Consider the following 26,692-nt stretch of genomic DNA (forward strand, 5'->3'; position numbering starts at 1 on the left):
CGGTAGGAGCGGCCGCTGGCTGCGATCTTTTGATCCTGAAAATCAAAGTCAAAAAATCGCAGCCTGCGGCAGCGCCTGCAGGGGACCGTGCCTTGCAGGTCGTATGGCAGATCAGGAAGAAAAGATTTCCGTGTAGCGACGAATCCATTGGTCATGCACAGAGGCCAGGAAGGCGTTGTCGTGCATGATCGCCTTCTCGGCAATTTGCTCCGGCGTGAGGATGTACGGGCTCTTGCGGGCCTCGGCGGAGATGATCGCCTTGGCGTTGACCGGGCCGTTGTAAATGTCCTCGGCCATCTTGCCCTGCACCAGCGGGTCCAGGGAGTGGTTGATGAAGGCGTAGGCCAGGTCGGTATCGCCGGGGCGATTTTTCGGCATCACCGAGAGCATCAGGTCGGTGTAGAAGCCTTCTTTCATGCCAAAGGTAGCACCCAGGCCGTAGGCCGGATCGCGGATCTGCTTGGGGAAAAAAGCCGGCGCATACAGGCCACCCATGTCCAGGGAACCGGTGCGGAACAGCTCGGCGATCTGGTTCGGGTTCTCGCCCAGCGTCACCACGCGGTCCTTGAGCTCTGCGAGCTTCCTGAAGCCCGGCTCGATGTTGTGCTCGTCACCACCGGCCAGTTTGGCGGCGATGATGATCAGGTCCATGGCTTCGGTCCAGTTCGGCGGCGGCAGGAAAATGTTCGGCGACAGGTCGGCGTCCCACAGGGCGGCGTAGCTGTCCGGCGCTTGCTGGATGGTGCGGGTGCTGTAGACCAGGCTGTTGCACCAAAGCAGGTATCCAATCCCGTGGCCGCTGGCACCGGTGCGGTATTTTTCCGGCACATCGACCAGGTTGGGAATGCGGTTGAGGTCAGGTTTTTCCAGCAGGTTGGCCGCCGCCAGGCCCTCGGCACCAACGCCAGCCAGGGTGATGATGTCGTACTGCGCACGATCGCCGCCAGCCTTGAGTTTGGCGACCATTTCCGAGGTGCTGCCGGTACGGTCAGCGATGACCTTGCAGCCGTATTTGTCTTCAAAGGTCGCCGCGATGTTGCGCAGCGCGGCAAGGCCGGTGTCGTCGGACCAGGTCAACAGGCGCAGGGTTTTACCCTGGAAACGGGTGTCGCTGGCATTGGCCTTGATGAACGGCATGCTCATGGCCGCCGCGGCTACCGAGGCTACGCCCACGGTCTTGATGAATTGACGTCTGTTCAGATCATGCTCGCCCATTACGGACTCCCTTTGTTTTTGTAGGTATAAGGCAGGTCGAAACTGTTGCATCCGCGTCCGGATCAGCGTTATCCCTCGTATTTTCGGGGCTTGGCGGAACCAGCGAGTTCATCCTGAGGTCGTGCAAAACACCTGACTATCGATAAAAACTCATCGAAGCCATAACATCAGCACATGCCTCGACAAGAGGCACGCACTCACCATATTCGAGCGATCAGATGGCTCGAATGACGTGTTTTATTTCCTGGAAAGCCTGCAAGCCCCACGGCCCCAATTCGCGGCCAATGCTGCTCTGCTTGTAACCACCCCAGGCAGCCTGCGCAAAGATCACCTGTGGCGCGTTGATCCACACGAGCCCCGCCTGCAAGGCGTTCGCGACGCGATCCGCCGTTTCGGCATTGCGCGTGACGACACTGGCCACCAGACCGAACTGGCTATCGTTGGCCAGGGCAATCGCCTCGCCTTCGGAGGCGAAACTGCGCACGCAAATGACCGGGCCGAAAATCTCTTCACACCAAAGCGCACTGCCCTGGGGCACGTCGGTGAAGATCGTCGGCTGCAAAAAATAGCCTCGTGGAAGGTCCGCCGGGCGATTGCCGCCGCAGATCAGCTTCGCGCCAGCGCTCAAGCCACGGTCGATGTGGCCGAGTACCCGCTGGTATTGCGCCTGATTGACCAGCGCGCCCATTTCCACCGCCGGATCGAACGGGTCCGCTACACGAATGGCTTGGGCACGAGCCTTCAAGCGAATGAGAAACTCATCCGCCAGTTCATCGGCGACCAACACACGGCTGGTGGCCGAACACATTTGTCCGGCATTAAAAAACCCGCCGCCACACGCCACTTCCACCGCCAGCTCAAGGTCGGCATCAGCCAGCACCAGCAACGAGGATTTACCCCCCAGTTCCAGGCTCACGCCCTTGACGGTTTCCGCCGCGCGCTGCATCACCTGCACCCCTACCGCGTTGCTGCCGGTGAAGGATATCTTGGCAATGCGCGGGTCCGCCGACAGCGGTGCGCCGACAGCCAGCCCAGTGCCGCAGACCAGGTTGAACACGCCCTGGGGCAGACCCGAACGGGCAATGATCGCCGCCAGCTCCAGCTCTGGCAGGGGCGTTACTTCGGACGGTTTGAGCACCACGCAGCAACCGGCGGCAAGGGCCGGCGCGAGCTTCCAGGCGGTGGTGACCATCGGGAAATTCCACGGCACGATAAGGCCGACCACACCGCAAGGTTCCGAGCGTACTCGAGCGCTGAAATCGTCTGTTGGTAACTCGACCGGGCTGTCCTGTTTCGCGTCCAGGCCTTCGGCCAGACCGGCGTAGTACTCGAAAGTGGCGATGACGTCATCGACGTCGATGGCGGCTTCGAACAGTGGCTTGCCGTTATTGCTCGACTGCAAATGCATCAACTGCTCACGACTGGCCTGCGCGCCTGCGGCGATCTTGCGCAGGATCGCACCGCGCTCGGCGCCGCTGGTCTGCGACCAACTTTGGAAGGCTGCGGCGGCGGCAGTGACGGCTTGATCGACGGCAGCTGAGTCGCCACCATTAACCGTTGTCAGCAGGGCCTCGGTCGACGGATTGATCACCCGCAGATGTTCCGGACCGGCAGACCATTGGCCGTTGATAAACAGGCCGTGCAAAGTTGTCGGCAGGCTCATTTCGACACCGCCTGCATCCATTGCGCCTGATCGATCTCAATCAGGGTCGGGCCCTGCCGGTCAGCAGCGACGCGCAGCGCAGTGCGCAGTTGCTCGACCCCCTTCACCGCTTCGGCGGCACAGCCCAGAGCCTTGGCCACGCCGATGAAATCCGGTGTGTAGATGTCCACGCCCACCGGTTCGATGGCGCGGTTGACCATGTATTTCTTGATCTCTTCGTAGCCCTGGTTATTCCACAGCAGGACGATCACCGGGGTCCGCGCTTCTACGGCGCTGGCCAGTTCCGGCAAGGTGAATTGCAGGCCGCCGTCACCGATCAGGCACACCACCGCAGGGCGCGCGCCGCCCTCGACGCGGCCACCGAGCCAGGCACCAATCGCCGCCGGCAAGGCGTAGCCGAGGGTGCCGTAGCCGGTGGAGGAATTGAACCAGCGGCGCGGGCGCTCCGGGTTGAACGTGAGGTTGCCGGTATACACCGGCTGGGTCGAATCGCCGACAAACACTGCATTCGGCAACTCGTGCAGCACGGTTTCCAGGAAGCGGGTTTGTGCCAGGGTCGGCGCGTCCCAGGTCGCTGCCAGGTCGTCGCGCAGACGCGCAGCACGCACCTGGCCCCAATCGGCACGGCGCTCGGCCAGGGATTTGTGCGAGAGCGCGCTCAACAGTGCCTGCGCGGCGTTGCGTGCATCGGACACCAGCGCGACCTGTGGCGGATAGTTGCGCACGGTCTGGTCGGGGTCGATGTCCACCCGCAACAGTGCACCGGGAATCTCGAAACCACCGGCGAACGTCACGTCGTAATCGGTCTCGGCCAGCTCGGTGCCGATGGCCAGCACAACGTCGGCCTCGGCGACCAGGGCACGGGTGGCGACCAGGCTCTGGGTCGAGCCGATCAGCAACGGATGCGCGGACTCCAGCATGCCCTTGGCATTGATGGTCAGGGCCACGGGCGCATCGAGCAACTCGGCCAGTTCAGTCAGCTCGGCTGCGGCATCAATGGCTCCGCCACCGGCAAGAATCAATGGGCGTTTCGCGCCGGCCAGCAGCGCGGTCATGCGGCTGATCGCGCTCGGCGATGCACCCGCACGATCAATAGTGACCGGCACGCTGGCGAGCAGGTCATCCGCTTCCTCGACCAGCACATCCAGCGGAATTTCGATATGCACCGGGCGCGGACGACCCGCCTGGAACAACGCAAAGGCGCGGGCCAACACGCCTGGCAGCTCGGCCGCCGACATCAGCGTATGGGAAAACGCCGCCACCCCGGCCACCAGCGCGCTCTGGTTTGGCAGCTCGTGAAGCTTGCCCCGGCCACCGCCCAACTGACTGCGCGATTGCACGCTGGAGATCACCAGCATCGGGATCGAATCGGCGTAGGCCTGCCCCATGGCAGTGGTGATGTTGGTCATGCCAGGGCCGGTGATGATGAAGCACACACCGGGCTTGCCGCTGGTGCGCGCATAGCCGTCAGCCATGAAACCGGCGCCCTGCTCATGACGCGGAGTGACATGGTTGATGCTCGAACGGGCCAGCCCACGGTACAGCTCCACGGTGTGAACCCCGGGAATGCCGAACACCTGCTCGACCCCGTAACCTTCGAGTAACTTGACCAATACTTCGCCACACGTCGCCATGTCATTGCCCTTCCTGTTCGTTTGAGACGCCGGACCTGCGCAGTGTTTATGATGCGTGGGCAGGTCCAGGGATGGCCTCATTGGAACGGGCGACACGTCGCCTCAACAATGGATAAAAAGTCATACTAGCCATGTCCTTACGTCATACCTTGGATCCCCATGAAACGATTGCCTCCCCTGCCGGCGCTGCACACTTTTCTGATCACCGCGCAGTGCTGCAACTTCACCCGTGCCGCCGAGCAGTTGCACATCACCCAGGGCGCGGTGAGCCGGCAAGTCGCCGGGCTGGAGGATCATCTGGGTTATGAGCTGTTCATTCGCCAGGCCCGGGGCCTGGAGTTGACGGCGCAGGGGCGCGAATGGCTGCCGCGGGTGCAGAAGATTTTCCGCTTGATCGACGAAGCCGTGGACCAGATCGGTGAGAAGCGCGAGACCCTGCAGTTGAAGGCGCCGACCTGCGTCATGCGCTGGTTGCTGCCACGGCTGTTGCAGTGGCAAAGGGAGCGTCCGGACGTGCCGGTAGAGTTGACCACCACGGTGAAGCACGGAGTGGATTTTCATCGCGAACAGTTCGACGCCGCAGTGATGTACGGAGCGCTACCGGACAATGCGCTGGCCTCCCTGCACCTGTTCGACGAACAACTGACCCCGGTCTGCTCCAGGCCGCTGCTCGAAGGCCCGGTACCGTTGCAGTCCCCGGATGACCTGCAACAGCATTTGCTGTTGCACCCCACCCGGGACGAACGCGACTGGAAAGCCTGGCTGGCCAGCGCCGGGATACGCTTGAACAACGTGGGCAAGGGCCAGCATTTCGAAACCCTGGACCTGGCCATGTCGATGGCGTCCCAAGGGACGGGCGTGGCGATTGGAGACTGGTCGCTGATCGGGGATGACCTGAGCGCGGGCAGGCTGGTGATGCCCTTCGCGCTGAAGGTTAAAACCGGTCTGGCCTACTACCTGGTGTTCCCGCAGAAACCCGAGCCGTCGCCCAAGCTGCGCGAGCTGATGGGGTGGTTGGTGGAGCAGGCTCAGTCGCGGTAACGCAAAAGCCGGCAGGAGCTGCGTAGGAGCTGCGTAGGAGCTGTCGAGTGAAACGAGGCTGCGATCTTTTGGCGTCTAAAATCAAGATCAAGATCAAGATCAAGATCAAGATCAAGATCAAGATCAAAAGATCGCAGCCTCGTTTCACTCGTCAGCTCCTACAGGTGCAAGGGTTAGCGTATTACCACTGCATCTCACCCTTGGCGACCTTGGCACTGAGCTCCAGCGAACTCTCTTCGCCCAGGGTCGGGTAACGTTTTTTCATGGCGGCGATCAGCGCAACCGAGTCCTTGGCCTTGGCGGTTTCTTCGTCGAAGGCCCGGATATAGTCAGCGGTAAACTGCACAGCCGCCAGCGACCGGGTGCTCTCGCCCAGGTAATGGCCGGGCACCAAAGTCTGCGGCTTGAGCGTCTCGATGGACTGCAGCGTCGCCAGCCAATCGGCATGGGACTGTGGGGTTTGGGTGTCGGCCATCCACACATGGATGTTCTGCGCCACCACCACGCCGCCTACCACCGCCTTGATCGACGGGATCCACACGAAGCTGCGATCCGGTTGCCTGCCGTCGAGGCCGATCACCTGCAGTTTGTGCCCCTCAAGCATCAGGCTGTCGCCCTTGAGCACCTGCGGGACGATGGTTTTGGCCGGCACATCCGCACCCATTTTCGGCCCCCAGAAGGCCAGTTTTGCGTCGACCGTCTGCGTGATGTGATCCACAGTCGCCTGCGACGCCAGCACCCGGGCTTTCGGAAACGCGGCGGTCAGGGTGTCGAGGCCAAAGTAGTAATCGGGATCACCGTGGCTGATGTAGATCGTGGTCAGTTGCTTGCCGCTGGTGCGAATTTTCTGCACCACTTGTTCGGCCTGGGATTTGCCGAATTGCGCGTCCACCAGCACCGCGTCTTTCTCGCCGCTGACGAGCACCGAACTGACCGGGAAAATAGCCTCGGTACCCGGGTTGTAGACGTCCAGCGTAAGGGGCGCCGCGAGGGCGTGGGCTGCCAGGCCGAACGTGACGCTGGCCAGCAGAATACGTTTGAGGGAAGTGAAACCGATCATGTAGGGCTCCGATGCCGATTGCCGTATGTGGCGATCCGACAGAGCTTAGTTGCCTGCACTGGTACAAAAAATGCGATGCTGCGACATAGTTTGTTTCTAAAATCGGGCAAATCATGGATCGACTTCAAGCAATGCGGGTGTTCGTCTCGGTGGTCGACCTCGGCAGCCAGTCGGCTGCAGCCGATCAACTGGACCTTTCGCGGCCGGTGGTCTCACGTTATCTGGCGGAGCTGGAGGATTGGGTCGGCGCGCGGCTGATGCACCGTACCACGCGCAAACTGAGCCTGACGGCGGCGGGCAGCGAGATACTGCCGCGCTGTCGGCAAATGCTCGAGCTGTCCAGCGACATGCAGGCGGCGGTCACCGAGCCGGACGAGGCGCCCCGTGGTTTGCTGCGCATCAGCGTCAGCACCTCGTTCGGCCAGGCGCAATTGGCGGACGCCATGGCGGCGTTCGTCAAGCGCTACCCTGGCGTCAGCATCGACCTGCAGATGCTCGATCGCACGGTCAACCTGGTGGACGAACGCATCGACCTGGCCATCCGCACCAGCAACGACCTGGACCCGAACCTGATCGCGCGGCGGCTGACAGTTTGCCGTTCGGTCATCTGCGCCTCTCCGGCGTATCTGCACGAGCACCCGGCGCCGCAGCGGGTCGAGGACTTGAGCGAACACAATTGCCTGACCCACTCCTACTTCGGCAAAAGCCTCTGGCACTTCGAGCAGGACGGCGAGTCGCAGTCGGTGACGGTGCAGGGCAACATCAGCGCCAACGAGGCAAGCACCCTGCTGCGCGCCACCCTGGCCGGCGCCGGGGTGGCGATGTTGCCGAGCTACCAGGCGGGCGTGCACATTGTCAGTGGCGAGTTGATCCGCTTGTTACCCCAAGCCGAACCGCGGCAGATGAACATCTACGCGGTGTACGCGTCCCGCAAGCACATGCCGACGACGTTGCGCTGCATGCTGGATTTCCTGGTGCTGCGGTTTCCGCAAGAGCCGGTGTGGGATGTCGAGTTGGATCGACTGTAGGGGCTGGCGGGGGTTTGGGGGGCAGTTGGGGGGCTTTTGATCGGAGGATCTGTTGATTTTCAGCTGTGGGTGGCGCTCTTTGGAAGATCAAAAGCAAATACAAGATCAAAAGATCGCAGCCTTCGGCAGCTCCTACTATGCTCAACGTAGTACCCCCGGGTAGTCGTTCAGAGGTGAGCGCCATGAACATCAAAACAAGAAGATACCTCGCCATTTTTGTCACCTGCGCAGCAACGTTGGCGCTTTATGGCACCGCTGCGTGGCGGGTCGAACAGCTGCGGCAGCTGCCCCGCGATTTTGCGAGCTGCAACTTCGAGCGCTGTATTCCCCACAACGCCACCCTCAACGCCCTTCGCTGACGAAAGGCGTCAGGTTTCGTTGTCCTGATCGGCCTTTAAACGGTCGCGAAACGCCTTGGGCGAAATGCCTACCCGACGTCGAAACAGCCGGGTGAAATTGGTTGGATCGGAAAACCCCAACACGTCGGACATCTCGTAGATCGTCATGCTGGTATAGGTCAGCAGGCGCTTGGCTTCGAGCAGTTGGCGCTCGTGCATGATCTGCAGCGCCGGTTGCCCGGCCAACTCGCGGCAAGTGCCGTTGAGGTGGGAAACAGAGATGCCCAGCCGATGCGCCAGGTCTTCAACCTTGACATGCTGGCGATAGGTTTCTTCCACCAGCTGAATAAAGCCGTTCAGGTACTCGCGCGCCCGCTGCGGACGCTGACTGGCAGACCGTCGCTGCAGGGCCTGGCGGCTGGCCCACACCATGATCACGCTGACCAGCGAATGCATAAGCATTTCCCGCGCCGGTTGATGACCGGTGTACTCGTCCTGCAGCGCAGTAAACAGGCTGTTTAGATATTCACTGTCCTTGCCCGCCGGATAACTCTCGGCCTGGCCCAGGGCATTCATCGAACTGCCCAGCTGCGCCTGCAGGTGCGCGACCAGCGGCGCAGCCAGCGTGACGATAAACCCTTCGACGTCCTCGGAAAAACGAAAGCCGTGCACGGATAAAGGCGGCAGGATCTGGATCGCCGACTCTGTGAGCAGTGTGCGTTGCCCTTCGATCTCAAGCTCTGCCTGACCTTGGAAGACGAAGAGCAACTGGCACAAATCAGCGTGGCGATGGGGCTTGATTTCCCACTGATGCTCACGGCTGCGTTTGGATATGGTTTCACAATGCAACAGATCCGGGGTGGGCCAGTCCAGGCTTTCTCCGTAAAGCTTGAACACCGGAATGGAAGGCAGGGCAGGCTTGTTCATAACTTCAATCAGGCCTCGGAGATGGTAGCGGGCGATAATCGCACCGATTGGCAGAATGTACAGGTATCGGCTCAGTTTTCACCTTCAATTGACAGACTCGCAAGTGAAAAATGCAAGCACTCGATCCATAACAATTACTCACCGGCCCTGGCCGAGTGCAGCTTGCGAGCCATAAAAACAATGAAAACGCTGAAAACCCAAGTCGCCATCATTGGTGCAGGTCCATCCGGATTGCTCCTCGGCCAGCTGCTGCACAACGCCGGAATCGACACCCTCATCCTGGAACGCCAGACCCCGGACTACGTCCTCGGGCGCATCCGTGCCGGGGTGCTTGAACAGGGCATGGTAGAGCTGCTGCGCAAGGCCGGTGCGGGACAACGCATGGATGCCGAAGGGCTGATCCACAACGGCTTTGAATTGTCGCTCGACGGTCGCCAGGTGCACATCGATCTGCACGCCCTTACCGGCGGAAAAACCGTGATGATCTACGGCCAGACCGAAGTCACTCGCGACCTGATGGCCGCTCGTCAGATTGCAGGCGCCACGACCCTCTACGGCGTCGAGAACGTCGTTCCCCATGCAATGAAGACCGCTGAACCCTTCGTCACGTTTGAAAAAGACGGCGAGAGCTATCGACTCGACTGCGACTACATCGCCGGCTGCGACGGCTTCCATGGCGTGTCACGGCAATCGATCCCCGCCGACAGCCTGAAGATTTTCGAACGGGTTTATCCGTTCGGCTGGCTGGGCATCCTCGCCGACACCCCGCCGGTGCACGAAGAGCTGGTCTATGCCCGCCATCCACGCGGGTTCGCCCTGTGCAGCATGCGCTCGTCAACCCGCACCCGTTATTACCTGCAGGTGCCCACCGGGGAGACGGTGGAGCAATGGTCCGATCAGCGATTCTGGGAGGAGCTCAAATCCCGTCTGCCAGCGGAATTGGCCGAAACGCTGGTCACCGGGCCGTCCATTGAGAAAAGCATCGCGCCGCTGCGCAGTTTTGTGGTCGAGCCGATGCAGTACGGGCGACTGTTCCTGGTCGGCGACGCCGCGCACATCGTCCCACCCACAGGAGCCAAAGGCCTGAACCTGGCGGCCAGCGATGTCAGTACGCTGTTTGATATTCTGCTGAAGGTGTACCGCGAAGACCGCCTCGATCTGTTGGAAAAGTACTCGCAAATTTGCCTGCGACGGGTCTGGAAGGCCGAGCGTTTTTCCTGGTGGATGACGTCGATGCTGCACCGCTTCGACGACCACGACGGTTTCAGCCAGCGCATCGCCGAATCAGAGCTGGCGTACTTCGTCGACTCCGAAGCCGGTCGCAAGACCATTGCAGAAAATTACGTCGGCCTTCCCTACGAGCCTATCGAATAGCCTGCTATCGACTTACACTGGCGAGCATTCCCGCTCGCCTCTTGCCTGCGGATCATCCATTGCCGCAGGTTTTACCGTGACCCACCTCACCCAGCCCGACGCGCCGAAACCGGCGATTCGCAGCGTGCTGATTGCCCTGATGCTGGCGATCTTCCTTGGCGCGCTGGACCAGACCATCGTGGCAGTCTCGATGCCGGCCATCTCCGCACAATTCAAGGATGTCAGCCTGCTGGCCTGGGTGATTTCCGGGTACATGGTGGCCATGACGGTGGCCGTACCGATCTACGGCAAGCTCGGCGACCTGTACGGGCGCCGCAAGTTGATGCTGTTCGGCATGGGGCTGTTCACGCTGGCTTCGCTGTTCTGCGGTATGGCCCAGAGCATGGAGCAGTTGGTCTTGGCGCGAATTCTCCAGGGCATTGGTGCCGGGGGGATGATTTCGGTCAGCCAGGCGATCATCGGCGACATCGTGCCGCCGCGCGAACGCGGTCGCTACCAGGGGTATTTCAGTAGCATGTACGCGGTGGCGAGTGTCGCCGGACCGGTGCTGGGTGGCTACATGACCGAGTACCTGTCGTGGCGCTGGGTGTTCCTGATCAATCTGCCACTGGGAGTGGGCGCCCTGGTGGTCGCCCATCGCACCCTGGTCGGTCTGCCGGTGCCGCAGCGCAAACCGGTGATCGATTACCTTGGCACCGTGCTGATGATTATCGGCCTGACGGCCTTGCTGCTCGGCATTACCGAAGTCGGCCAGGGCCATGCCTGGAACAGCCTCGAAGTCATGGGGCTGCTCGCGTGTGCGGTAGTGATACTGGGGCTGTTCGTCTGGCACGAACGCCGGGCGCGGGAACCGTTGCTGCCGATGCACCTGTTTGCCAACCGCAATGCCCTGCTCTGCTGGTGCACGATTTTCTTCACCAGTTTCCAGGCGATCTCGCTGATCGTCCTGATGCCCCTGCGCTTTCAGAGCGTCACCGGTGCAGGCGCCGACAGTGCCGCCCTGCACCTGTTACCGCTGGCCATGGGGCTGCCGATAGGCGCCTATTTTGCCGGTCGTCGCACCTCGGTGACCGGACGCTACAAACCGATGATCCTGACCGGCGCGGCGCTGATGCCGATTTCAATTCTCGGCATGGCGTTCAGCCCGCCCCAGGCGATGATCTGGAGCAGCCTGTTCATGTTGCTCAGTGGTATTGCGGGCGGCATGCAATTCCCGACCTCGCTGGTGGGGACGCAAAATTCGGTAGAACAGCGGGACATTGGCGTGGCCACCAGCACGACCAATTTGTTCCGCTCCCTGGGTGGCGCGGTGGGGGTAGCCTTGATGTCGGCATTGCTGCTGGCGCTGTTGCAGGACTCAAGCTTCGCCCACCTGGGCAGCTCGACGCTGATTGGCGAAGGCGGTTCGGGAAATGTCCTGCTGGACGGTTTGAACGCCGCGCCGGGGGATGCGCAAAATGCCCTGCGGGCAGAGTTGCTGCTGACGTTTCGGCACTTGCTGATGGTCAGTGCGGCGGTATCACTGCTGGGGTTGGCGGCGGCGATTGCGATGCCGAACCTGTTATTGCGCGGGCGGGACGATAAGGCTCGTTAAAGCAAAAGATCGCAGTTTCGTAGGAGCTGCCGAAGGCTGCGATCTTTTGATTTTTGATCTTATGGACTGTAATACCCCACAGCCACCAGGAAATGCCCGACCTTTTTCAGGTACGCATGCTTGGCCTCAACCTTGCCAGTCACCGGGTTCTTCCAGCGATATTCGTATTCGCCATAATCCTGTTTGGCGATCAACGCCAGGATCGGCTCGCCCACCGGCTTGCCTTCGGGATCCTTGATCTTGCTGAAGTCGGTATTGATCAAGCGCAGGTTGGTGCCATGGGCAACGTAACGACCGGTGTCCAGGTCCACCACGAATACATACAGGTCATCCTGCAGGTACCCGCCCTTGAGCGAATTGATCGCGCTCAGGGTGCCTTTCTCATCCTTGGCCAGATCGCCGGCCGCCTTGTTCAGCAACGCCATGGCCTGCTCCGCTGACGCGCGAGGCAGGTAATAGCCCACTGCCAGAATGCGCTGGCCGACACGCTGGTAGAACACGTGCTTGCGCTCGACCTTGCCGTCGGACCAGTTCTGCCAGCGATATTCGGCCTGCTGAATGCCGTTGCCCTCAGGCACTTTCAACGCGTCCTTGAAGGCTTTCTGCAAATCCGGCCCGAGCACATCCGACACATCCCGCCCGATCAACGCCGAAGAAGGCCCGCCGCTGGCGAGCATGACGCCCTTGGTGTCGACCACGAACACATAACGGTCCTTGTCGACAAACTCACCCTGGCGACTGAAGGCGGCAAACGCCTTGTCGCCATTCTCATGGTAGTAGGCCAAGGCCTTTTCCAGCAGAGCCTTGGCGGCCTGGCTGTCGTCTTTTTCCGTGCCGGCCGCCTGTGCCTGGCCAAGGCCTAACAACAGCAGCCCCCCCAGTAACATCAATTTATGCCAAACCCCCATTGCGCGTTCCTCATTCCTGTTGGTGTTCAAGCAGCGTAGACGAGCACAGCCGCCAAGGAGCGCACGGCGTCCTCACGGTCGGGCGTTGAGTTGCTTTTGCAGATTCTGGATCTGCGCCTGCAGGGTGTTGATGTTGCGGCTGACCTGAGTGCGGAACGCATCGAATTCGGCAGTATTGCCACTGGCGCTGGCGGGTGGACGATTATCCTGCTGGGCCTTGAGCACGATCATGTCCTGTTCCAGGCGGTCGATGGCCGCGCCTGGATTGCCCTGCTTCTTCAATGCAGCGATATCGGCACCGAGGCTCTTGAGCTGGGCGTCGACCTTGCTGGTATCGGCTGGGGCGCTTTTCAGTGCTGCCAGTTCGCTGCTCAGGGCTTTGACCTGGGCCTGCAACTGGGTGTTGGCGCTCTGCTGTTCAGTGGTTTGCGCGCTCGCCTCGACCAGGCGTTTGTCGAGCTCGGCGGTTTGCGCCGTCATCTGCGCCAGGCGCTTGTCCAGTTCGGTGGTCTGGCCGACAACGCCCTGCTGCTGCTTGCCCTGATCCAGGAGTTTGCTTTCCAACTGCCTGATCTGCAGCTTCAACGCCTCGCTGTCACTGGATACGTTGGTCTGGCTGGCGACCACCTTGCCGGAAATATCCTGCAGGCGCCCTGCCGCTTCCTCGCTGATGCGAGCAAAGCTTTCCTGGGTCGCCACCAGCTGTTGCTCCATCAGCGAAATCTGCTGGAAGCTCCACCAGGCAAGGCCGCCAAAGGCGATGAACAAAGCACCGACCAGTGCCCACAGAGGACCGGTGCTCGGACCTTTGACCTTGACCACCGGGGGCGTGCGCGAGTGCCCGGAATGACGCGCGGCAGGCACAAAATCATCGTCGTCGAGGCTGTCGGCACGCAAGCTCGGTACATCGAAGTCGTCGTTGGCATCGTTACGCATGGACATTGAGTCAACCTTTGTGAACGCGGTGATGGCTTGATGCGGCGCAGTATACCCCCCACAACCGCATCGATTGACCTTGAACCCCCAACTCGGTTCAGTGACGAGCCCGTCAGCGGATGTCCTGGGCCTTCCACCAGCTGCAGAACTCGTCCAGGGCGGTCCAGAGACTGACCTTTGGATCGTAATCCAGATAATGCCGCGCGCGGCTGATGTCCAGGGTGAAATCCCGGGTCATCACTTGCATGCCCAGGCGCGACAGGGTTGGCTCGGGGCGGCCCGGCCAGAGCTTGCATACGCCTTCATTCAACGCGGCAGCGCTGTAGGCCAGCCCATAGGAACGGTAGCGGGTGACCTGCGGGACGTCCATCCTGCGCATCACGTAATTGACCACATCCCACAGCGGAACCGGGGTCCCATTACTGATGTTGTAGGCCTTGCCCAACGCCGAGCCCGTGGCCAGCAAGCTGCTGAGCAAGGCTTCGTTGAGGTTTTGCACGCTGGTGAAATCCACCTTGTTCAAACCGTTGCCGATGATCGACAACCGCCCCTTGCGCTGCATTTTCAGCAGCCGCGGAAAAATACTCATGTCACCGGCGCCGGTCACGAATCGCGGACGCAGGGCGATGGTCTCCAGACCAAATTCCTGGGCGCCAAATACTTTTTGCTCGGCCAGGTACTTGGTCGCCGCGTAGGGGTGCTTGAAGCGCTTGGGCACTTGCTCTTCGGTCAGACCAAGGTGATCGCGGCCGTCAAAATAGATCGAGGGCGAAGACAGGTGCACCAGGCGCCGCACCCGCTGCTTCAGGCAGGCTTCGACCACGTTCTCGGTGACCTGGACATTGCCCTGGTGGAAATCTTGATAACGGCCCCACAACCCCACGGCACCGGCGCAATGGACCACAGCGTCGACATCCATGCACAGGTCACGGGCCAGCAGCGGGTCGCCGAGATCACCCTGGATAAACTCGGCGCCACGGCGCACCAGGTGTTCGACGCTTTCGGCCCGGCGACCATTGACCCGTACGTCCAGGCCCTGCTCCAGGGCGAAACGCGCAAAGCGCCCGCCAATGAAGCCGCTTGCGCCGGTGACCAGAATCTTCATGTAGTGCTCCGATGTGTTTCATTTTGCGTAATGCGTAAGCCTTGACGCTGCCCGTCAGTCCAACGGCACCAGCCATTGCCTGGATGAACGCACCAATTGTTCGGTCAGTAACCCCAGCAACTGCCCGCCATTGCGCCAATGATGCCAGTACAGCGGCACATCGATGGGCTTATCTGGTAACAGCTCGAGCAACACACCGCGTTCCAGTTGCTCGCGCACCTGCAGTTCAGGCACCAGGCCCCAGCCAAGTCCGGCTTCGGTCAGGCGGATAAAACCTTCGGAGGACGGGCACAAATGGTGTTCGAAACCCCCATCGACACCCAGGGAAGCCAGGTAGCGATGCTGCAGGAAATCGTCCGGCCCAAACACCAGCGCCGGGGTCTTCGCCAACTGACCTGCGCGCACCCCTTGCGGGAAATGCCGAGCAATGAACGCGGGACTGGCCAGGGCCCTGTAGCGCATCGCACCCAACAACACGCTGCGCGCGCCCGCCACCGGGCGCTCACTGGCGCAGATACAGGCGGCCACTTCGCCGGCGCGCATGCGCTTGAGGCCAACCGTCTGGTCCTCAACCACCAGGTCCAGCAGCAGGTGTTGCTCGGCGCAGAAATCGCTGACGGCGGCGGCCCACCAGGTGGCCAGGCTGTCGGCATTGAGGGCGATGCGCAGACGCTCCGGCAGGCCTTCTTCGTCCAGCGCCGGCACCAGGGTCTGCAAGTCGCGCTCCAGCAGCCGCACCTGCTGCACATGGTTCAGCAGGCGCCGTCCGATCTCGGTAGGCGCCGGCGGCGTGACCCGCACCAGAACCGGCTGGCCGACCCGGGCTTCGAGCAATTTGATGCGCTGGGAAATCGCCGATTGCGACAGACCCAGCACCTGTGCGGCGCGTTCGAAGCCGGCCTGCTCAACCACAGCTGCCAGGGCTGACAGTAATTTATAGTCAAACATCAGTTTTCCTAATGAGCGATCAGCAAGATTGGTTTTTCTTATACCGCTTCCACGGGGAGAATGGCCAGCAAGAACTCTTCGACAAGGATCACCCACATGGCTGGCGAAACTTCATTGGTAACCCTGCTGCGCAGCATGAGCCCGCAACTCAACGCCGGCGAATACGTTTTCTGTACCCTTCACGACAGCCAGCTGCCGGCAGGTCTTGAGTTGATCGGCAGCTTTCGCGAGCAAGAAGGGCTGACGGTGATCCTGGAGCGTCGCCACGCCGAAAAAGCCGGCCTGCACTTTGACTACGTCGCCGCCTGGATCACTCTGAACGTGCATTCGGCGCTGCAGGCCGTCGGCCTGACAGCGGCCTTCGCAACCGCACTGGGACAGGCCGGAATCAGTTGCAATGTGATCGCAGGTTACTACCACGACCATCTATTCGTCGGCCAGGCCGATGCAGAGCGCGCCATGGGCGTGTTGCGGGACCTGGCAGCTAACGCGGAGTAACCATCAATGTGGCAAAGCTATGTCAACGGCCTGCTAGTGGCCGCAGGGCTGATCATGGCGATCGGCACCCAGAATGCGTTTGTGCTGGCCCAGAGCCTGCGGCGTGAACACCACCTGCCGGTCGCTGCATTGTGCGTGGTGTGTGATGCATTGCTGGTTGCCGCCGGAGTGTTTGGCCTGGCGACGGTATTGGCGCACAACCCGACCTTGCTGGCGGTAGCCCGTTGGGGTGGCGCGATATTCCTGCTCTGGTATGGCAGCCTGGCGCTGCGCCGGGCCTGTTCAAAACAGAGCCTGCAACAGGGCGAGGGCCAGACCGTGCGTTCGCTGCGGGCGGTCATGCTCAGCGCGTTGGCCGTGACCTTGCTCAACCCGCATGTCTACCTGGACACCGTCCTGCTGATCGGCTCGCTCGGCGCGCAGCAGACCGAACCGGGCGCTTACGTAGTGGGCGCAGCGAGCGCGTCATTGCTGTGGTTTTTCACTCTGGCACTGGGCGCCGCATGGCTGGCGCCGTGGCTGGCCCGGCCGAGTACCTGGCGGATCCTCGACCTGCTGGTGGCGGTGATGATGTTCACGGTAGCGGTGCAACTCATCACCAGCCCCTGATTTATTCCAAAAGGCTCTGGAACCTCTATCCCACACAGTTGTTGCGTGGTTATGCCGCACCCCCGGTGCTATGATCCGGTCCGATGCGCCGCAAAGAGTACAAACTCCCCGGCGCTTGTCTGGCCGCCCGTGATCGGCCTTGCGCTCACCGCAACTGACCTGATTAGGAGAATCATCATGGCTTTCGAATTGCCGCCGCTGCCTTACGCACACGATGCCCTGCAGCCGCACATTTCCAAGGAAACACTGGAATACCACCACGACAAGCACCACAACACCTACGTCGTGAACCTGAACAACCTGGTGCCAGGCACCGAGTTCGAAGGCAAGACCCTGGAAGAAATCGTCAAGTCTTCCTCGGGCGGTATCTTCAACAACGCCGCTCAGGTCTGGAACCACACTTTCTACTGGAACTGCCTGGCGCCAAACGCCGGCGGTCAACCAACCGGCGCCCTGGCTGAAGCCATCAACGCTTCGTTCGGTTCGTTCGACAAGTTCAAGGAAGAGTTCAGCAAGACGTCCATCGGCACCTTCGGTTCCGGTTGGGGCTGGCTGGTGAAAAAGGCTGACGGTTCCCTGGCCCTGGCCAGCACCATCGGCGCCGGCAACCCGCTGACCAATGGCGATACCCCGCTGCTGACCTGCGACGTCTGGGAACATGCTTACTACATCGACTACCGCAACGTTCGTCCGAAATACGTCGAAGCGTTCTGGAACCTGGTCAACTGGAAATTCGTGGCTGAGCAGTTCGAAGGCAAAACCTTCACCGCTTAAGATCGACACCGGTAAAGAAAACCCGGCTTCGGCCGGGTTTTTTTATGGGTGCGCAAAAGACCGGTCTAACATCGACCCGTGGAAAAAATCATCCAGCCGCCCTCAAGTTCCAGGGCCCGCCTGACGACACAGTGCTGATCAGCAGAAAACCTCAGGCAACTGCATTTTCGCCAGGCAGCAGGCAAAATCTCCCGCGGATGAATGTCCCTTTGACTGCCATCACGGGATTGCCAATACTCATGGCAACTTGATGCTACCCGCACGGAACAAGGAATAGCCTTTTGAAGCTGGAACTCAAGAACAGCTTGTCGGTGAAGTTGCTCCGGGTCGTGCTCCTGTCGGCATTGATCGTCGGCGTGGTCTTGAGCTGCGCGCAGATCGTCTTCGATGCCTATAAGACACGCCAGGCCGTGGCCAATGATGCCGAGCGCATCCTCGACATGTTTCGTGACCCCTCCACCCAGGCCGTCTACAGCCTGGACCGCGAGATGGGCATGCAGGTCATCGAAGGTCTTTTTCAGGACGACGCCGTGCGCCAGGCCTCCATCGGCCATCCCAACGAGGCGATGCTCGCGCAGAAATCCCGCGACCTGCAGCATTCCGAGAGCCGTTGGCTGACTGACCTGATTCTTGGCAAGGAACGCACTTTCACCACGCAACTGGTGGGGCGCGGCCCGTACAGCGAGTATTACGGCGACCTGAGTATCACCCTCGACACCGCCACCTATGGCCAGGGGTTTATCGTCAGCTCGGTGATCATCTTCATCTCCGGGGTCTTGCGGGCACTGGCCATGGGCCTGGTGTTGTACCTGGTCTATCACTGGCTGCTGACCAAACCACTGTCGCGGATCATCGAGCACCTGACTGAAATCAACCCGGACCGACCCAGCGAACACAAGATTCCCCAGCTCAAGGGGCACGAGAACAACGAACTGGGTATCTGGATCAACACCGCCAACCAGTTGCTGGAGTCCATCGAGCGCAACACGCACCTGCGCCACGAAGCGGAAAACAGCCTGCTGCGCATGTCGCAGTACGATTTCCTGACCGGCCTGCCAAACCGCCAGCAGCTGCAGCATCAACTCGACAAGATCCTGGTGGACGCCGGCAAGTTGCAGCGCCGGGTGGCGGTGCTGTGCGTGGGCCTCGATGACTTCAAGGGTATCAACGAACAGTTCAGCTACCAGACCGGCGACCAACTGTTGCTGGCCCTTGCCGATCGCCTGCGGGCCCATAGCGGACGCCTTGGCGCACTGGCCCGTCTCGGCGGCGACCAGTTCGCCCTGGTCCAGGCCGACATCGAACAGCCCTATGAAGCGGCGGAACTGGCCCAGAGCATTCTCGACGATCTCGAAGCCGCGTTTGCTCTTGATCATCAGGAAATTCGCCTGCGCGCGACCATCGGCATCACCCTGTTTCCCGAGGATGGCGACAGCACTGAAAAGCTGCTGCAGAAAGCCGAGCAGACCATGACCCTGGCCAAGACCCGCTCGCGCAACCGCTACCAGTTTTACATCGCCAGCGTCGACACCGAGATGCGCCGCCGTCGCGAGCTGGAAAAAGACCTGCGCGATGCCCTGGCCCGCGACCAGTTCTATCTGGTTTACCAACCCCAGATCAGCTACCGGGAAAACCGCGTGGTGGGTGTCGAGGCGTTGATTCGCTGGCAGCATCCCGAGCACGGCCTGGTCCCGCCAGACCTGTTCATCCCGCTGGCAGAGCAGAACGGCACCATTATCGCCATCGGCGAGTGGGTACTGGATCAAGCCTGCAAGCAACTACGCGACTGGCATGACCAAGGCTTCATCGACCTGCGCATGGCGGTCAACCTGTCCACCGTGCAATTGCACCACGCCGAACTGCCAAGGGTGGTCAACAACCTGCTGCAGATGTACCGCCTGCCACCGCGCAGCCTGGAACTGGAAGTCACGGAAACCGGCCTGATGGAAGACATCAGCACCGCCGCCCAGCACCTGCTGAGCCTGCGTCGCTCCGGCGCGTTGATCGCGATCGACGATTTCGGTACCGGGTACTCGTCGCTCAGTTACCTCAAGAGCCTGCCGCTGGACAAGATCAAGATCGACAAGAGCTTCGTCCAGGACCTGCTGGACGATGACGACGATGCCACGATCGTCCGGGCGATTATCCAGCTGGGCAAAAGCCTGGGCATGCAGGTGATTGCCGAGGGCGTGGAAACGGCAGAGCAGGAGGCCTACATCATCTCCGAGGGTTGCCACGAGGGGCAGGGCTATTTCTACAGCAAGCCATTGCCGGCGCGAGAGTTGAGCGCCTACCTCAAGCAGGCGCAGCGCAGCAATGCTGTGATCCTGTAGGTGCGTGAACAAGAAATATTTACAGTCACAACCCTTTACAGATAATGCGAAAGATTTGCATTATGTCGCAGTTTTGCGCGCTTGCTGCGCCATTCCACCCCCTTCTCGAAGCAGGATGTTCGCCATGATTCGTATGCCTCTGGCTACCGCCAGTCTGTTGGCCATCGCTATTTCCCTCGCCGGTTGTGGCGAAGGCAAAGACAAAGCTGCCGCTCCGGCGCCGACTCCAGCCGCCACTGCCACAGCCCCGGCGCCTGCTGCTGCCGGCAAGGTCGACGAAGCCGCCGCCAAAGCCGTTGTCGCGCATTACGCCGACATCGTCTTCGCCGTCTACAGCGATGCCGAATCCACCGCGAAAACCCTGCAGAGCGCTGTCGACGCCTTCCTCGCCAAGCCGAACGCCGACACCCTGAAAGCGGCCAAAGCTGCCTGGGTAGCTGCTCGCGTACCTTACCTGCAGAGCGAAGTATTCCGCTTCGGCAACACCATCATCGACGACTGGGAAGGTCAGGTGAACGCCTGGCCACTGGACGAAGGCCTGATCGACTATGTCGACAAGTCCTACGAGCACGCACTGGGCAACCCGGGGGCGACGGCCAACATCATCGCCAACACTGAAGTTCAGGTCGGCGAAGACAAGATCGACGTCAAGGACATCACCCCGGAAAAACTCGCCAGCCTCAATGAGCTGGGCGGTTCCGAGGCCAACGTCGCCACCGGCTACCACGCCATCGAATTCCTGTTGTGGGGCCAGGACCTGAACGGCACCGGCCCTGGCGCTGGCAACCGTCCGGCTTCCGACTACCTCGAAGGCACTGGCGCCACCGGTGGTCACAACGATCGTCGTCGTGCCTACCTCAAGTCCGTGACCCAACTGCTGGTCAGCGACCTGGAAGAGATGGTCGGCAACTGGAAGCCGAACGTGACCGACAACTACCGCGCGACGCTGGAAGCCGAGCCGGGTGAAACCGGCCTGCGCAAAATGCTGTTCGGCATGGGGTCCCTGTCCCTGGGCGAACTGGCGGGCGAGCGCATGAAGGTTTCCCTGGAAGCCAACTCCCCTGAAGACGAGCACGATTGCTTCAGCGATAACACCCACAACTCGCAGTTCTACGACGCCAAAGGCATCCGTAACGTATACCTGGGCGAATACACCCGCGTCGACGGTACCAAGATGACCGGCGCGAGCCTGTCGTCCCTGGTGGCCAAGGCTGATCCGGCTGCCGACAGCGCGTTGAAAGCTGACCTGGAAGCCACTGAAGCCAAGATGCAGGTCATCGTCGACCACGCCAACAAGGGTGAGCACTACGACCAGTTGATCGCGGCCGGCAACACCGCCGGCAACCAGATCGTTCGCGACGCCATCGCTTCGCTGGTCAAGCAGACCGGTTCGATCGAAGCCGCTGCTGGCAAGCTGGGCATCAGCGACCTGAACCCGGACAACGCTGATCACGAGTTCTGATCAACGCTGGCTGGATCAAAAGGCGACCTCAGGGTCGCCTTTTTTGTTTTCGCTTAATGTTGTGCGCTAGTCCATAAAAGATCGCAGCCTTCGGCAGCTCCTAAATTGATCGGCGTAAACCCGTAGGAGCTGCGGAAGGCTGCGATCTTTTCCTGCGCCACATCAACCAAACGATAATTCCTCTTATTCAATCTTCACCGCCCTGTTAGACTTTGCGCCCGTGTTTTGCTCGTTCTGCAGGATGTCTGATGCTCTCGCTGCCTCTTCGCTTATCCGCACTGTTTCTGGCCCTGTGCCTGAGTGCCTGCGATGACGCCCCGCGTTTTACCAAGGCCGAACCCGGTGAAGCCCGTTCCGGTGGCAGCGCGACTGTGCGCAAGACAGATCAGAATGCCTTTTCCCTGCCCTCCGCCAACCTTGCGCCCTCACGGCGCGTGGACTTCAGCGTCGGCAACAGCTTCTTCCGCAACCCCTGGGTGATCGCCCCTTCGACCACCACCGCACGCGACGGCTTGGGGCCCCTGTTCAACACTAACGCCTGCCAGAACTGCCACATCAAGGACGGTCGCGGCCACCCGCCCACGCCGGGTGCGGCCAATGCCGTGTCAATGCTGGTGCGCCTGTCGATCCCGGATGCGCCGGCTTATGCCAAGGTCATTGAGCAGCTCGGCGTGGTCCCGGAGCCCGTCTACGGCGGTCAGTTGCAGGACATGTCAGTACCGGGCGTGGTTCCCGAAGGCAAGGTGCGAGTCGATTACACACCAGTGCCTGTGCGTTTCAAGGACGGCACTGAGATCGAGCTGCGCAAACCCAGTTTGCAGATCAGCCAGCTCGGCTACGGCCCGATGCACCCCGACACGCGCTTCTCGGCACGGGTCGCTCCGCCGATGATCGGCCTGGGCCTGCTCGAAGCCATCCCGCAAGCCGCCATCCTGGCCAACGCCCAAGCGCAGGCCAAGGAGAACCGGGGCATCAGCGGACAGCCCAATTGGGTCTGGGACGACGTGCAGCAAAAAGCCGTTCTGGGTCGATTTGGCTGGAAAGCCGGGCAACCGAATCTGAATCAGCAGAACGTCCACGCGTTTTCCGGTGACATGGGCCTCACGACCAGCCTAAAGCCCATCGATGACTGCACCGACGCGCAAACCGCGTGCAGGCAGGCGCCCAACGGTAATGGCCCCGATGGCGAGCCGGAAGTCAGCGACAACATCCTGCGCCTGGTGCTGTTCTACAGCCGCAACCTGGCCGTTCCAGCCCGTCGTGATGTCAGCGCGCCCGAGGTGCTGGCGGGCAAGAGCCTGTTTTTCCAGGCCGGGTGCCAGTCCTGCCACACCCCCAAATACACCACCGCAGCGACGGCCGCAGAACCTGAACTGGCCAATCAGGTGATCCGCCCCTACAGCGACCTGCTGCTGCATGACATGGGCGAAGGCCTTGCCGACAACCGTACCGAATTCCAGGCCAGTGGCCGCCAATGGCGCACCCCGCCGTTGTGGGGCATCGGCCTCACGCAGGCGGTCAGTGGCCATACCCAGTTTTTGCATGACGGCCGCGCCCGCAGTCTGCTCGAAGCCGTGCTCTGGCATGGCGGCGAAGCCAAGGCGGCGCAGCAACAGGTGTTGTCTTTCAACGCCGAGCAGCGCGCTGCGTTGCTGGCGTTCCTGAATTCCCTTTAATAAGCGTCTACTCAGCGGGAGCCTTACATGTTCCGTCCCAAATTGTTGTTCACCAGTCTTGCCGCCCTCGCCCTGGGCGCCTGCTCCCCGCAGGACCCGCAGGCCGTCACGTCGGCGGCAATCGCCAAATCGGTGATCCTGCCAACGTACACCCGCTGGGTGGAAGCCGATCGCCAATTGGCTGTCAGTGCCCTCGCCTACTGCGAAGGCAAGGAAAATCTCGACACGGCACGCAAGGACTTCCTGCATGCGCAAAAGGCCTGGGCCGAGTTGCAGCCGCTGCTGATCGGCCCCCTGGCCGAGGGCAATCGTGCCTGGTCCGTGCAGTTCTGGCCGGACAAGAAAAACCTGGTCGGCCGGCAGGTCGAGCAACTGGTCACCGCGCAGCCGCAGATCGACGCAGCTACCCTCGCCAAGTCGAGTGTTGTGGTGCAAGGACTGTCGGCCTACGAATACATCCTGTTCGACAGCAAGCCTGACGTTGCCAACGATGCGCAGAAAGCCAAATACTGCCCATTGCTCAAGGCGATCGGCGAACATCAGAAACTGCTGGCCGAAGACATTCTCAAAAGCTGGAACAACACCGACGGCATGCTCGCGCAAATGAGCAAATTCCCCAACCAGCGCTACGCCGACTCCCATGAGGCCATCGCCGATCTGCTGCGAGTGCAGGTGACCGCCCTCGACAGCCTGAAGAAAAAACTCGGCACACCGATGGGCCGCCAGAGTAAAGGCGTGCCACAACCGTTCCAGGCCGATGCATGGCGTAGCCATTCCTCCCTCAGTGGTCTGGAAGCCAGCCTTGCCGCCGCCAAGACCGTCTGGGAAGGTGTCGACAACAAAGGCCTGCGCGGCCTGCTGCCGAGCGAGCAGAAACCCCTGGCCGACAAGATCGACGCCGCTTACGCTGCATCCCTGAAACTGTTCGCCAGCAATCAGCGCACGTTGGCCGAAATGCTTGGCGACGACGCCGGTCGCCAGCAACTCAACGATATCTACGACAGCCTCAACGTCGTCCATCGCCTGCACGAAGGCGAACTGGCCAAGGCGCTGGGCATCCAACTGGGCTTTAACGCCAACGACGGTGACTGATGAGGGCGACTGCGATGCTGCGACGTCAGGCTCTGACTTTAGGTAGCTTGCTGCTGGGAGCAGTGACACTGGGCGGCTGGACGCTGTTCAAGCAAAAGGACAAGAGCCCTCTGCTGCTCTCGGCGCGGGACGATACCGATGGCAAGCACTATGCGGTCGGTTATCGTCTGGACGGCACGCAGGTGTTCGCCACGCAGGTTGGCCAGCGTTGCCATGACATCATCAATCATCCGACAGAGCCGATGGCCTTGTTCGTGGCCCGTCGCCCAGGTACCGAGAGTTACCTGATCGACCTGCGCGACGGCACTGTGCTGCAAACCGTGACCTCGCTGTCCAACCGGCACTTCTACGGCCACGCAGTGATCCACAGCAGCGGCGACTGGCTGTACGCCACCGAAAACGATACCTCCGATCCCGGTCGAGGCCTGCTCGGGGTGTACCGTTTCGAGGGCCAGCGTCTGGTCCACAGCGGCGAGATCTCTACCCACGGTATCGGTCCGCACCAAGTGTCATGGATGCCCGATGGCGAGACCCTGGTGGTGGCCAACGGCGGCATTCGCACCGAGGCCGAGAGCCGGGTCGAGATGAATCTGAACGCCATGGAGCCGAGCCTGGTGCTGATGCAACGCGACGGGACCCTGCTGAGCAAGGAAACCCTCGCCCAGCAAATGAACAGCGTGCGACACCTGGGCATCGCCAACGACGGCACCATCGTCGCCGGCCAGCAATTCATGGGACCGTCCCACGAATCCTCGGAGTTGTTGGCGATCAAGCGGCCCGGCCAGCCATTCGTGGCGTTCCCTGTGCCTGAACACCAGTTGCAGGCGATGGGTCATTACACCGCAAGCGTGGCGGTGCACAGTGACTTGCGCCTGGTGGCGCTGACTGCGCCACGGGGCAACCGCTTTTTCATCTGGGACCTGGACAGCGGCGAAGTGCGCCTGGATGCGCCGCTTCCAGATTGCGCCGGGGTCGGTGCGGTGGCTGATGGTTTTGTCGTGACCTCGGGCCAGGGCCGCTGCCGGTACTACGACTGCCGCCAGGCGGACCTGCTGGCAAAACCCCTGGAACTGCCTGCAGGGCTCTGGGATAACCATCTGCACCTGATGACGTAATAACGCCAAAAGATCGCAGCCTTCGGCAACTCCTGCACTGGAATGCGCACACCCTGCAGGAGCTGCCGAAGGCTGCGATCTTTTCAGGCCAACGCCCGTCGAAAGCCGTACCCCCTGTAAGTTCTATCAGTTGGAATCCCCCCGCCACTCGGAGTAATGTGCCGATCTGTATGCTCTGATTTTCTCCAAGGAAGTGGAAATATGCTGCGCCGTCGCATGCTGATCATGTTGGGTGTTGTGCTGTTGATCGTGTTGGTCCTGGCTGCCTACAAGGCCTTCTCCATCTACACGATGATCCAAGGCTTCTCTGCGCCTAAACCGCCGACCAGCGTCGCCGTGGCCACCGCCACCGAGCAGCCCTGGCAAGCCCGCCTGCCTACCGTTGGCACCCTCAAGGCGCTGCAGGGCGTAGACCTGAGCCTGGAAATCGCCGGCACCGTCACCGAGGTGCAGTTTGAGTCTGGACAGAAGGTCAAGGCCGGCCAGCCGATTGTGCAACTCGACAGCGCCGTCGAAAGCGCACTGCTGGAAACCGCACAGGCTGACCTCGGGCTGGCCCAGGTCGACTACAACCGCGGCAGCCAGCTGGTGGGCAGCCAGGCCATCTCCAAAGGCGAGTTCGACAGGCTCTCTGCCGTGTTCAAGAAGAACAAGGCCACGGTCAATCAGCTCAAGGCTTCACTGGCGAAGAAGCGCATTCTTGCGCCCTTCAGCGGCACCATCGGCATCCGCCAGGTGGACGTTGGCGACTATGTGGCCAGCGGCACGGTGATCGCCACTTTGCAGGATCTTACCAGCCTGTACGTCGACTTTTTCCTGCCTGAGCAATCGGTACCGAAAATCGCGGCGGGCCAGGCGGTGCAGATCGTGGTTTCCGCCTACCCGGCCCAGACGTTCCCCGGCACCATCAGCGCGATCAACCCGAAAGTCGAGAACACCACCCGTAACGTGCAAGTGCGCGCCACCCTGGCCAACCCCGAGGGCAAGCTGCTGCCAGGCATGTTCGCCAGCCTGCAGGTCCTGCTGCCGGATCCGCAGCTGCGCATCGTCGTGCCGGAGAGTGCTATCACCTATACCCTCTACGGCAACTCGCTGTACGTGGTGGCGCAGAAAAAAGCCGAAGACGGCACAGTCGAGAAAGACGACAAGAATCAGCCGATCCTCATCGCCGAGCGGCGTTTCATCGAAACCGGCGAGCGCCGCGACGGCCTGGTGATAATTAACAAAGGTGTGCAAAAGGGTGAAAAAGTGGTCACCGCCGGCCAGATCAAACTGGACAACGGCGCACCCATCGCAATCAGCGACGACAAGACGTTAGCCGAGCAGAACAGCACGCCGCGCGCGGACTGATCAAGGAATCCC

23 protein-coding genes are annotated in these 26,692 nt (G+C 61.2%); 14 read left to right on the top strand and 9 right to left on the bottom strand.

Annotated features, from left to right (window positions below; all coding sequences use genetic code 11):
- Positions 1-111: 111 nt before the first annotated feature.
- The 3 genes from AAEZ05_RS12930 to AAEZ05_RS12940 all read right to left on the bottom strand — a co-directional run bounded on the left by AAEZ05_RS12930 (position 112) and on the right by AAEZ05_RS12940 (position 4,512).
- Complete coding sequence (locus AAEZ05_RS12930) at positions 112-1,215, bottom strand: extracellular solute-binding protein (protein ID WP_350647674.1); 1,104 nt, start codon at positions 1,213-1,215, stop codon at positions 112-114.
- Positions 1,216-1,429: 214 nt separating this feature from the next.
- Positions 1,430-2,878 carry an aldehyde dehydrogenase family protein gene (locus AAEZ05_RS12935; protein WP_350647676.1) on the bottom strand — a complete coding sequence of 483 codons (1,449 nt, stop codon included), beginning with the start codon at positions 2,876-2,878 and terminating at the stop codon, positions 1,430-1,432.
- Positions 2,875-4,512, bottom strand: coding sequence for a 5-guanidino-2-oxopentanoate decarboxylase (locus AAEZ05_RS12940; RefSeq protein WP_350647678.1), 1,638 nt, complete (start codon positions 4,510-4,512; stop codon positions 2,875-2,877). Before AAEZ05_RS12940 ends, AAEZ05_RS12935 begins: the two co-directional genes overlap by 4 nt.
- A gap of 159 nt (positions 4,513-4,671) precedes the next feature.
- Here AAEZ05_RS12940 and AAEZ05_RS12945 point away from each other — a divergent pair, with 159 nt between their 5' ends.
- Positions 4,672-5,553 carry a LysR substrate-binding domain-containing protein gene (locus AAEZ05_RS12945; RefSeq protein WP_350647680.1) on the top strand — a complete coding sequence of 294 codons (882 nt, stop codon included), beginning with the start codon at positions 4,672-4,674 and terminating at the stop codon, positions 5,551-5,553.
- Positions 5,554-5,734: 181 nt separating this feature from the next.
- Here the strand turns inward: AAEZ05_RS12945 and AAEZ05_RS12950 are convergent, their stop codons facing one another.
- The gene (locus AAEZ05_RS12950; protein ID WP_350599930.1) at positions 5,735-6,613 is read right to left on the bottom strand and encodes an MBL fold metallo-hydrolase; all 879 of its coding nucleotides are present in this window, start codon (positions 6,611-6,613) and stop codon (positions 5,735-5,737) included.
- A 113-nt stretch (positions 6,614-6,726) separates the two neighbouring features.
- Between AAEZ05_RS12950 and AAEZ05_RS12955 the strand changes: the two genes are divergently transcribed.
- The gene (locus tag AAEZ05_RS12955; protein WP_350647682.1) at positions 6,727-7,641 is read left to right on the top strand and encodes a LysR family transcriptional regulator; all 915 of its coding nucleotides are present in this window, start codon (positions 6,727-6,729) and stop codon (positions 7,639-7,641) included.
- 182 nt (positions 7,642-7,823) lie between these two features.
- On the top strand, positions 7,824-8,000 hold the full coding sequence (locus AAEZ05_RS12960) for a hypothetical protein (protein WP_163019474.1): 177 nt from the start codon (positions 7,824-7,826) through the stop codon (positions 7,998-8,000).
- A gap of 9 nt (positions 8,001-8,009) precedes the next feature.
- On the opposite strand, the gene AAEZ05_RS12965 is transcribed toward AAEZ05_RS12960, so the two are convergent.
- Positions 8,010-8,906 (bottom strand): helix-turn-helix domain-containing protein, encoded by an 897-nt coding sequence (locus AAEZ05_RS12965; RefSeq protein ID WP_045057965.1) that lies wholly within the window; start codon positions 8,904-8,906, stop codon positions 8,010-8,012.
- A gap of 189 nt (positions 8,907-9,095) precedes the next feature.
- Here AAEZ05_RS12965 and pobA point away from each other — a divergent pair, with 189 nt between their 5' ends.
- Complete coding sequence (gene pobA / locus AAEZ05_RS12970; protein WP_502947769.1) at positions 9,096-10,280, top strand: 4-hydroxybenzoate 3-monooxygenase; 1,185 nt, start codon at positions 9,096-9,098, stop codon at positions 10,278-10,280.
- A 76-nt stretch (positions 10,281-10,356) separates the two neighbouring features.
- Positions 10,357-11,874: an MDR family MFS transporter gene (locus AAEZ05_RS12975; protein ID WP_350647686.1), complete on the top strand. Its 1,518-nt coding sequence runs from the start codon at positions 10,357-10,359 to the stop codon at positions 11,872-11,874.
- A gap of 59 nt (positions 11,875-11,933) precedes the next feature.
- On the opposite strand, the gene AAEZ05_RS12980 is transcribed toward AAEZ05_RS12975, so the two are convergent.
- From AAEZ05_RS12980 to AAEZ05_RS12995, 4 genes are all read right to left on the bottom strand, one after another.
- A complete protein-coding gene (locus AAEZ05_RS12980; RefSeq protein WP_205891673.1) occupies positions 11,934-12,782 on the bottom strand; it encodes a cache domain-containing protein in 849 nt (282 codons plus the stop codon).
- A 72-nt stretch (positions 12,783-12,854) separates the two neighbouring features.
- Positions 12,855-13,724: an ATPase gene (locus AAEZ05_RS12985; protein WP_045057969.1), complete on the bottom strand. Its 870-nt coding sequence runs from the start codon at positions 13,722-13,724 to the stop codon at positions 12,855-12,857.
- Between the two features lie 106 nt (positions 13,725-13,830).
- Positions 13,831-14,823 (bottom strand): NAD-dependent epimerase/dehydratase family protein, encoded by a 993-nt coding sequence (locus tag AAEZ05_RS12990; protein WP_350647689.1) that lies wholly within the window; start codon positions 14,821-14,823, stop codon positions 13,831-13,833.
- Between the two features lie 54 nt (positions 14,824-14,877).
- The gene (locus tag AAEZ05_RS12995) at positions 14,878-15,771 is read right to left on the bottom strand and encodes a LysR family transcriptional regulator ArgP (RefSeq protein ID WP_045057971.1); all 894 of its coding nucleotides are present in this window, start codon (positions 15,769-15,771) and stop codon (positions 14,878-14,880) included.
- 96 nt (positions 15,772-15,867) lie between these two features.
- Between AAEZ05_RS12995 and AAEZ05_RS13000 the strand changes: the two genes are divergently transcribed.
- The 9 genes from AAEZ05_RS13000 (at position 15,868) to AAEZ05_RS13040 (ending at position 26,680) form a co-directional block, all read left to right on the top strand.
- Complete coding sequence (locus AAEZ05_RS13000; RefSeq protein ID WP_045057972.1) at positions 15,868-16,269, top strand: ACT domain-containing protein; 402 nt, start codon at positions 15,868-15,870, stop codon at positions 16,267-16,269.
- 6 nt (positions 16,270-16,275) lie between these two features.
- On the top strand, positions 16,276-16,878 hold the full coding sequence (locus AAEZ05_RS13005; RefSeq protein ID WP_045057973.1) for a LysE/ArgO family amino acid transporter: 603 nt from the start codon (positions 16,276-16,278) through the stop codon (positions 16,876-16,878).
- A 177-nt stretch (positions 16,879-17,055) separates the two neighbouring features.
- Positions 17,056-17,652, top strand: a complete 597-nt coding sequence (locus AAEZ05_RS13010; RefSeq protein ID WP_008034365.1) for a superoxide dismutase — start codon at positions 17,056-17,058, stop codon at positions 17,650-17,652.
- Positions 17,653-17,933: 281 nt separating this feature from the next.
- A complete protein-coding gene (locus AAEZ05_RS13015; RefSeq protein WP_045057974.1) occupies positions 17,934-19,985 on the top strand; it encodes a putative bifunctional diguanylate cyclase/phosphodiesterase in 2,052 nt (683 codons plus the stop codon).
- Between the two features lie 124 nt (positions 19,986-20,109).
- The gene (locus AAEZ05_RS13020; RefSeq protein ID WP_350647691.1) at positions 20,110-21,447 is read left to right on the top strand and encodes an imelysin family protein; all 1,338 of its coding nucleotides are present in this window, start codon (positions 20,110-20,112) and stop codon (positions 21,445-21,447) included.
- Positions 21,448-21,695: 248 nt separating this feature from the next.
- Positions 21,696-23,123: a di-heme oxidoreductase family protein gene (locus AAEZ05_RS13025; RefSeq protein ID WP_350647693.1), complete on the top strand. Its 1,428-nt coding sequence runs from the start codon at positions 21,696-21,698 to the stop codon at positions 23,121-23,123.
- A 27-nt stretch (positions 23,124-23,150) separates the two neighbouring features.
- The gene (locus AAEZ05_RS13030; protein ID WP_045057977.1) at positions 23,151-24,215 is read left to right on the top strand and encodes an imelysin family protein; all 1,065 of its coding nucleotides are present in this window, start codon (positions 23,151-23,153) and stop codon (positions 24,213-24,215) included.
- Between the two features lie 14 nt (positions 24,216-24,229).
- On the top strand, positions 24,230-25,330 hold the full coding sequence (locus AAEZ05_RS13035) for a DUF1513 domain-containing protein (protein WP_205891669.1): 1,101 nt from the start codon (positions 24,230-24,232) through the stop codon (positions 25,328-25,330).
- Between the two features lie 201 nt (positions 25,331-25,531).
- Positions 25,532-26,680 carry an efflux RND transporter periplasmic adaptor subunit gene (locus AAEZ05_RS13040; RefSeq protein WP_350647696.1) on the top strand — a complete coding sequence of 383 codons (1,149 nt, stop codon included), beginning with the start codon at positions 25,532-25,534 and terminating at the stop codon, positions 26,678-26,680.
- Positions 26,681-26,692 lie beyond the last annotated feature (12 nt).

Source organism: Pseudomonas sp. HY13-MNA-CIBAN-0226 (assembly GCF_040310305.1).
Taxonomy (GTDB): Bacteria; Pseudomonadota; Gammaproteobacteria; order Pseudomonadales; family Pseudomonadaceae; genus Aquipseudomonas; species Aquipseudomonas gregormendelii.